Genomic DNA, 8,214 nt, shown 5'->3' on the forward strand with positions numbered 1-8,214 from the left:
CGCCGGCTTCCGTTTCTTCACGTCTATGGCCCGCGCCAGGACCCGGCGTCGCCTTATTCCGGCGTCATCTCCATCTTCGCCGGGCGCATCGCCCGGGGGGAGACGATCATCGTCAACGGCGACGGCGAGCAGGTCCGGGATTTCATCTTTGTCGGGGATCTGGTGCGATACCTGACCGCAGCGATGGAACATCCGCGACGCGGCGCACCGGTCTACAATGTCTGCACCGGCCGTCCGACCTCGATCAACCGGCTGGCGGACGTGCTGGCGGAGCTGTCGGGCCGGCCGCTCGACCGGCGCTACGGTCCGGCGCGGCCGGGCGATATCCGGATGTCGATCGGCGATCCGTCGCGTCTGGTCGCCGCCTTCGGCATGAGCTGCGACACGCCGCTGGAGGATGGGCTGCGCGAGACGCTGGCATGGTTGGGGTGAAGGGCCGGCTCAAGGGACGGATTGAAGGGGCCGGTTTTCCGGTCCCGCTTGCTGTCAGTCCACTGCCGGATCGTCGATTGTCCGGTCTTCAGCGACCCGTCGGCGCGATGACCGGCCGCCTTGCCGCCCTGCTGCTGGGCCTTATTGCGCTTCCGGCCATTCTGTTTCCGGCTGACGCCGGCGCGCAGGAGGTGCTGCGCACCGACCGCACCGAACCCGGCCATCTGCGCCCGCCCTTCCGCGCCTATGAGCCACCACCGCCCGGCCACGAGCCGCGCCTGCTCCGCACCGAAAGCCGCCTGGTCTACAGCCTGCCGCAGGGCTTGAAGGGCTTTGCCACATTGGACCGCACCCTGTCGCACCTGTGCCAGCGCGGCGCCTTCCTGCAACAGATCGACGGCCTCTATTGGGCGGCCACGCCGGACCATCGCTATGGCGTCGCCTTTTCCGGCGGCGCCAACCTGATCGATCCGCAGAACCGCCGCCAGCCGGGCAAGACCTATTTCTTCCTCAACCAGGACAGCCGATGCGAGGTCTGGATCGGCGATCAGGCGAAGCTGATGCCGCACTATATCGCGGGATGACCCCCCTCTCCCATACCGGGAGCCCCTCGTCCCAGGGGAGAGGGGGGTGCCCCGAATTTCACACCGCCGTTCTCCGTTCCGCCGTTCCCATGATACCAATTCCCCTTGTCCCCAACTGCGGAGCTCACCGCCGATGCCGACCGGATGGAACAGTGAACACTCCCCCGGAAACTGTTTCACGCTGTTCCAAACGTCGCATCCGGCTCCCCCTCGCATCCCGGCGGGCCGACCCCATATAGGGCCGGTCATCGGCCAGACGTGAACGACCGCCCGTGCGCATTCCCGACCTGAACAGCCTCTACGACGCCGGCAGCCGGCTTCTCCTTGAATCGACGGTGCGCGTCGGCGTCACCGGACTGCGGCGGGCGGGAAAGACCGTCCTCGTCACCGCGCTTGTCGACAATCTGCTGAAGGCCGGGCGGCTGCCCTTCATGGATGTCGTCTCGTCGGGCCGCTTCCAGGCGGCGCGGCTGCGGCCTCAGCCCGATCCCGACGTGCCGCGCTTCGATTTCGAGGGCCATCTTGCCGCCCTGACCGGTCCCGACCCCCATTGGCCGGAGCCGACGCGCGGCATCGGCCAGATGCGCGTTTCCCTGCGCTATCGCCCGGACTCGGCGCTGAAGCGCTCGGTGCAGCCGGTGGCGACGCTGAATCTCGACCTCGTCGATTACCCGGGCGAATGGCTGCTCGACCTGCCGCTGCTGCGCCAGAGCTTCGCGGACTGGAGCGCCCAGACCCTCGAACTCGCCGCCCGCCCGCCGCGCGATGCGCTGTCGGCCTCCTGGCGCGGCTGGCTTGCCACCATCGATCCGGCGGCTTCGGCGGAGGAGGAGACGGCGCGGCGCGGGGCGGCGCTCTACACCGAGTATCTCCACGCCTGCCGCCGTGCCGACACGCTGCTCAGCCTGATCCAGCCCGGCCGCTTCGTCGAACCCGGCGACATGAAGGACGCACCGTTGCTGACCTTCTGTCCTTTGCATGGGACCCAGCGGGGCAGGGGAAGTCTTTGGGCGCTGATGGAGGAGCGGTACGAGGCCTACAAGACCAACGTCGTCCGCCGCTTTTTTGCCGAGCATTTCGCCCGGCTCGACCGGCAGATCGTGCTGATCGACGTGCTGGGCGCGCTGAACGCCGGTCCGGCCGGGATGGCCGATATGAAGCGTGCGCTGGAGCTGAGCCTGGAGCCGTTCCGCCACGGTGCGTCCGGCTGGTTCGACTGGCTGTTCGGCAGCAAGATCGACCGCGTGCTGTTCGCCGCGACCAAGGCCGACCACATCGCCGCCCACCAGCATGCCCAGCTTCGCGCCCTGCTCGACCGGTTGGTCGGCGACGCCCGCAATGCCATCCGCTTTGAAGGCGCCCAGGTCGAGACCATGGCCATCGCCGCGCTGAAATGCACCGAAAGCGTGGTGACGGAGCATGAGGGGCGCCAACTGCGCTGTGTCCGCGGCGTGCCCGTCGGACGCGACCGCCCGACCGTGCTGTTCCCCGGCGAGATCCCGGAGGATGCGGAGGCTTTCCCGCCCGGCCGCGACCGTCCCTACAACTTCCTCGCCTTCCGTCCGCCCGACGACCTCGGACGCGACCCGCGCGGCCTGCCACACATCCGCGTCGATCAGGCCCTGCAATTCCTTTTCGGGGATTACCTGACGTGACGGAGCACGAGACCGGAACACGCAAGTCCGGCAAGTCTTCAGGTGGCTGGGTTCCGCCGATGGAGCTGGATCCCGACCGCGCCGCCCCGGTGCCGGCGGAGGAGGAAGCGGCCCTGCTGACCGGCACCGGCGATCCGGCCGATTTGCTGCCGGCGCCCGCCACGCCGGTGCGGACCACGCGCAGGCTGGGGCGCTGGCTGATCGGGGCGCTGGCGGCGCTGGTTCTGGTGGCGCTTGGGTTCGACACCGCCGACCTGCTGGCCCGGGCCTTCGCCACCAGCCTTGTCCTGGGTGGGCTGGTCGCGGTGCTGGCGGCCACCGCCGGCATCGCCGCGCTGGCGATGCTGACGACCGAGCTGCTATCGCTCCGCCGCCTGCGCCGGATCGAGGAGTTGCGGGCCGAGGCCGGCCGTCTTGAGCTGGACGCGCCCGGTGGCCGGGCCGACCGCTTCGCCGGGTCCCTGGTGGCGCTCTATGCCGACCGCCGGGAACTGGCTCCGGCACTGGCCCTCGTGATCCACCATGTCACGGACGCCCATGACGAGCATGAGGTGGTCCGGCTTCTCGACCGCGAGGTGCTGAGCCCGCTCGACCACGCCGCCTACCAGCGGGTGCTGCGCGCCTCGCGCGACACCGCCGTCGCCACGGCGCTGAGTCCGGCCGCCCTGCTGGATTTCGCGGTCGTCCTCTGGCGCAACCTGACGCTGGTGCGGGAGATTGCCGCGCTCTATGGCGCCCGGCCCGGCTATGTCGGCTCGCTCCGGCTGCTGCGCCGGATGCTCGCCAACATCGCCGTCGCCGGCGTGACCGAGAGCGCCCACCATGTGGCGGTGGAGGCGCTGGGCGGGTCGCTCGCCGCCGCGATTTCCACCCGGATGGGGCAGGGGGTGATCAACGGCCTGCTGACCGCGCGGGTCGGGCTGACCGCCATGCATCTGTGCCGTCCGATCGCCTTCGGCCCCGACAACCGCCCCAGCCTGAACCGCATCAGGAAGGAGTTGCTGTCGGTGCCGAAGCAGGTGCTGTGATACGGGCGGCGTGAGATGGCGCTCAGGCGCCGGCCATCATGTCCGTTTCGGAATCATGGACGGTGCCGATGGCATGCAGCGAGCTTTGCAAGGCCAGCCGGTCCAGCTGTTCCACTCGCAGGCTGGCGAAGATCTTGATGCGGCTTTCCAATTCCACATAGGTGCGGCGGAAGGCCATGCGGATGCGGTCTTCCGTTCCGGTGGCGGCAGCCGGGTCCTCGACCCCCCAATGGGCGACAAGAGGAGCGCCGTTCCACACCGGGCACATCTCCCCCGCCGCCTGGTCGCAGACGGTGAAGACGAAATCCAGCGCCGGCGCTTCCGGTTGGGAGAACTCGTCCCAGCTCTTGGAGCGCAGCCCGTCGGTCGGCAGATTGAAGGCCTTCAGAGTCGCCAGGGTGTGCGGGTTGATCTGGCCGGCCGGATGGCTGCCGGCGGACCATGCATTGAAGCGGCCGGCGCCCCACCGGCGCATCAGGCATTCGGCCATGATGCTGCGCGCCGAATTGTGGGTGCAGAGAAACAGGACATTGTAGGTTTTCTGCTCGGTCATCGCCAACCCCAGGGTTCGGCCCGCCGGCAGGGCGTCGGCGGGAACGGGACTGCGGCACTCTGCCGCCTGCCCCGCTCCCGGTTCAAATCAAGCTTTTATGTCAAGCCTGACACGGTAAGACCGGCCGCATCAGGCAAGGTCGAAGACCAGCACTTCGGCCTCGTCCGCCCGGTCGAGCGTCACCGCCTCCTCGTCCGTCAGAGCGGCGCCGTCGCCGGCCTTCAACAGGGTGCCGTTCAGATGGACCCGGCCGCGGGCGACCTGGACCCAGGCATGGCGGCCGGGACGAAGCGGCAAGGTGACGCTCTCCTCGCCGTCCAGCAGCGTGGCGTACAGGTCGACATCCTGGTGGATGGTGACGCTGCCGTCACGGCCGTCCCGCGACCCGACCAGCTTCAGTTTGCCACGCTTCTGCTCGGTCGGGAAATCCGCCTGCTGGTAGCCGGGCGACAGATTGTTCGCCTCCGGCAGAATCCAGATCTGGAGGAAATGCACCGGCTCGGTGTCCGACGCATTGTACTCGCTGTGGCGGATGCCGCGGCCGGCGCTCATCACCTGGACCTCGCCCGGACGGATCACCGAGCCGGTGCCGATGGAGTCCTTATGCTCCAGCGCGCCGTTCAGCACGTAGGAGACGATTTCCATGTTGGCATGCCCATGGGTGGGAAAGCCGGCGCCGGGAATCACGCGGTCCTCGTTGATGACCCGCAGGGCACGGAAGCCCATGTGGGCCGGATTGAAGTAATGGCCGAACGAGAAGCTGTGGTTGCTGTTCAGCCACCCCATGTTGGCGACCCCACGCTCGTCGCGATGGCGAATGGTGATCATGGTGGAACCCTCCGTGCCTTTTGGGCGTGTCGTTGTCTGGAGGGGAATTTGGCACCCGGGGTATCAAAGAACAATCTAGCGCTATTGCATCAGATTGTTCTTCAAGGCGGCACAATTTTAGCCTGCCAACGGCACACCCACGGCGAACACGGTTCCGCGCCCTTCCACCGAGCGCACCGTCACCGGATGGCCCAGCAACCGGGCGAGACGCTCGACGATGGCGAGGCCAAGCCCGATGCCTTCGCTGCGATCCCGGTCGGGACGGTCGAGCTGGACGAACTCCTCGAAGATGCGCAGACGGTCGGGTTCGGCAATGCCGCGGCCGGTGTCATAGACCTCGATCCACAGCCTGTCGCCGCGGGTACGGCAGCCGACCAGGACACCACCGGCCTCGGTGTAGCGGATGGCATTGGCGATCAGGTTGCGGATGATGCGCTCCAGCAGCGCCGGATCGCTGCGCACCACCGCGTTGGTCGGGATGGCGCGCAGCCGCAGCCCCTTCGCCTCCGCCTGTCCGGCGAATTCCGCCTCCAGCTGGTCGAGCAGGGGGGAAAGCGGCAGGTCGGCGGGCTTCGGCGTCACCACCCCGGATTCCAGCTTGGAGATGTCGAGGATGGCGTTCAGCAGGTCGCGCATCGACCGTTGCGCCGCCTTCAGGTCGGTCAGCAGGGCTGTCGCCTTGCCGCTCTGTGGCTGGCGTTCCAGCATGCCGGTGAACATGCCGATTGCCTGCAGGGGCTGTTGCAGATCGTGGCTGGCGTGGGCAAGAAAACGGGATTTGGCACGATGGGCCTGCTCCGCCGCTGTTTTTGCGGCATGCAGTTCAGCGGTCCGTTCCCGCACCTGCTGCTCCAGCGTCGCATTCGCCCGTTCGATGGTCTCTGCCATGCGCAGGATTTCGGTGAACTGGCGGCGCACCTGCCGCGTCATCGGCCGGAAGATCGCCACCGCCTCGACCACCAGGATCAGAAGGGTCACCAGCAGCACCGCCAATCCCAGCCGGTGCAGGGTCTGGAAGCCCGCCTCGCCCTCCTCCTGGTAGAGCGCAACCATCTCCTCCAGCCGATCCAGCAGCGGGCCAAGCGCCTGGGCGGTGATGCGGCCGGCCTCGGCCGGATCGGGCGGCTGGCCTGCCGAAGCGGCGGCGATGACGCGGCGCAGGCCGGCGATATGCTCGGTTACCACCGGATCCAGCGGATCCGGGCCGCTGTAGAACAAGTCCCGCGGAGGCGGTCCCAGCGGCTGACCTTCCTGTGGCGCGGGCCGGCCGCTCAGGCGATGGTGTGCCGCCTCGAACATGTCCGTGATCTCACCCAACCGCTGAGCGAGTTCGATCCGGGTCGCCGGGTCGGTCGCGGTCTTCAACTGCTCCACCAGCAACGCCGTGCGCTGCGACAGCATGCGCTGGCGGCCGGACACGTTGACCACCTCCAGCATTCGTTCGTGCTGGCCGATCACCCGTTCGGTCATGACGAAGCCGGCCAGCGTGCCCAGCGCGATCAGCGTCAGCGCCAGGGCATATCGCAAGGTCATCCAACGGGCTGTCGTCGTGCCGATCGGCTTCATGCGCTTGTCCCCCGGGCCGGGATCGCCCCGTTTGCAGACATCGATCATGGGGCAGCCTGCCGCGTTGCAGCAAGGCCGGTGCATGGTGGCGACGCTATGACACTTCGGTAAAGCCGCAAGCCTCCAAGACCGCTCTCATATGAGCCGGGACCGGCGCCACGGCCCCCACCGGTTCGCGCTTGGGGTAGAGTGGCAGCGAGATGGCACGGGAATGCAGGTGCAACGGCTTGCCTTCCGGCCCGCCATATTGCGGGTCGCCCAGCAGAGGGCAGCCAATGGAGGCGCAATGGACGCGAATCTGGTGGGTGCGGCCGGTGTGCGGCGTCAGTTCCAGCCAGGTAAATCCGTCCGCCTGCCCGCGCACCACATAGTCGGTGACTGCCGCCTGCCCGTCGGGCGCGCCGACGATGCGCCAGCCGCCGGTCTTGTTGGAGACCTTGGCAAGTGGCAGGTCGATCCGCCCGGACTCCTGCGGCGGTGTGCCGGCGACCACCGCCCAATAGGTCTTATCGACCTTGCCGTTCTGGAACAGGATGCCGATCTTGCGCAGCGCCTTGGCATGACGGCCGAGGATCAGGCAGCCCGACGTGTCGCGGTCCAGCCGGTGGGCCAGCGACGGCGGCTTGGGAAAGCCGAAGCGCAGCGCATCGAAATGCCGCTCCAGATTCGGCCCTCCGGCAGGGCCGGCATGGACCGGCAGCCCGGCGGGCTTGTCGAGGATCAGCATCAGCCCGTCGCGGTACAGGATGCGGTCTTGGATTTGGGCGGGTGTCACGGGCTACTCATCCCCAGGCACGGGAAATCAGGAGGTCGATGGCGGCGATGATGCGGTCGCTGTCGCCGGCGAGGGAACAGACCCTCTCGCCGAGCCGTTCGGTGCGGACCGTCACGGTCTGTCGTGGATGAAGAACCACCGAGCGTCCATCGATTTCAAAAGATGAATTCAATTCAGGATCGATGGGCGGCTCCGCGCGCTTGTCGATCATTGGAATGACGACGCGGCTGCGTGCTCTGTCGAACCTTCCCGATTGAATGACAACCACAAAAGGAGTCGTCTGTCGGCCAGCGCCGATGTTTCTGTGCACGTCGAACTGGCTCATAAGATGTCGTCGACATGCTGATTTCCGAAGTGTCTGTCCGGATTGCGCACAGATCCGCCGATATTCGCCCACCCATTCACTTGAGCATTGCCTGATATTCCGGACGAACAATTGCGGCATCGGACAGCGCCTCCTTATGAGTATTTTCAAACAAGAAATACGACCGCATGGGAACGGATCGTTCGCCATTCGCAAAAAAGCATTCATAAAAGGAACGCCCGATGTACCGAGATCGCATCCGCCTGAAATCCCTGTGGGGCAAGGTGGTTCCGGCGGAAGAGGCCGCCTTTCTCATCAAGGACGGCATGACCGTGGGCATGAGCGGCTTCACCCGTGCCGGCGACGCCAAGGCGGTGCCGCTGGCGCTGGCCGAACGCGCCGCGTCCGAGAAGCTGAAGATCACGCTGATGACCGGCGCCTCGCTGGGCAACGACGTGGACGGGATTCTGACCGAGGCGGGGGTGCTGT

The 8,214-nt window shown here is 67.2% G+C and carries 9 protein-coding genes and 1 pseudogene; 5 read left to right on the top strand and 5 right to left on the bottom strand.

The window, feature by feature from the left end; translation table 11 throughout:
• The 4 genes from I71_RS06960 to I71_RS06975 all read left to right on the top strand — a co-directional run.
• The coding region (locus I71_RS06960; protein ID WP_042692976.1) for an NAD-dependent epimerase/dehydratase family protein at positions 1-432 on the top strand (432 nt) is incomplete at its 5' end.
• A gap of 107 nt (positions 433-539) precedes the next feature.
• On the top strand, positions 540-1,016 hold the full coding sequence (locus I71_RS06965) for a hypothetical protein (protein ID WP_042692981.1): 477 nt from the start codon (positions 540-542) through the stop codon (positions 1,014-1,016).
• Between the two features lie 272 nt (positions 1,017-1,288).
• A complete protein-coding gene (locus I71_RS06970; protein ID WP_042692986.1) occupies positions 1,289-2,671 on the top strand; it encodes a YcjX family protein in 1,383 nt (460 codons plus the stop codon).
• Positions 2,668-3,699, top strand: a complete 1,032-nt coding sequence (locus I71_RS06975; RefSeq protein ID WP_042692990.1) for a TIGR01620 family protein — start codon at positions 2,668-2,670, stop codon at positions 3,697-3,699. The genes I71_RS06970 and I71_RS06975 overlap by 4 nt, the downstream gene beginning before the upstream one ends.
• A gap of 22 nt (positions 3,700-3,721) precedes the next feature.
• Here I71_RS06975 and I71_RS06980 read toward each other — a convergent pair whose 3' ends face one another.
• From I71_RS06980 to I71_RS07000, 5 genes are all read right to left on the bottom strand, one after another.
• A complete protein-coding gene (locus I71_RS06980) occupies positions 3,722-4,252 on the bottom strand; it encodes an arsenate reductase ArsC (RefSeq protein ID WP_042693006.1) in 531 nt (176 codons plus the stop codon).
• 129 nt (positions 4,253-4,381) lie between these two features.
• The gene (locus I71_RS06985; RefSeq protein ID WP_042692994.1) at positions 4,382-5,080 is read right to left on the bottom strand and encodes a pirin family protein; all 699 of its coding nucleotides are present in this window, start codon (positions 5,078-5,080) and stop codon (positions 4,382-4,384) included.
• Between the two features lie 117 nt (positions 5,081-5,197).
• Entirely contained in the window at positions 5,198-6,646 is a 1,449-nt protein-coding gene (locus I71_RS06990) for an ATP-binding protein (protein ID WP_042693008.1), read from the bottom strand.
• Between the two features lie 94 nt (positions 6,647-6,740).
• Positions 6,741-7,421: an RluA family pseudouridine synthase gene (locus tag I71_RS06995; protein ID WP_042692997.1), complete on the bottom strand. Its 681-nt coding sequence runs from the start codon at positions 7,419-7,421 to the stop codon at positions 6,741-6,743.
• 7 nt (positions 7,422-7,428) lie between these two features.
• Positions 7,429-7,746, bottom strand: a complete 318-nt coding sequence (locus I71_RS07000; RefSeq protein ID WP_042693001.1) for a CcdB family protein — start codon at positions 7,744-7,746, stop codon at positions 7,429-7,431.
• Positions 7,747-7,967: 221 nt separating this feature from the next.
• Here I71_RS07000 and I71_RS07005 point away from each other — a divergent pair.
• Positions 7,968-8,214, top strand: a pseudogene (locus tag I71_RS07005) (propionyl-CoA--succinate CoA transferase); the annotation flags it as partial.

Source organism: Azospirillum sp. B506, assembly GCF_000333595.1.
GTDB lineage: Bacteria > Pseudomonadota > Alphaproteobacteria > Azospirillales > Azospirillaceae > Azospirillum.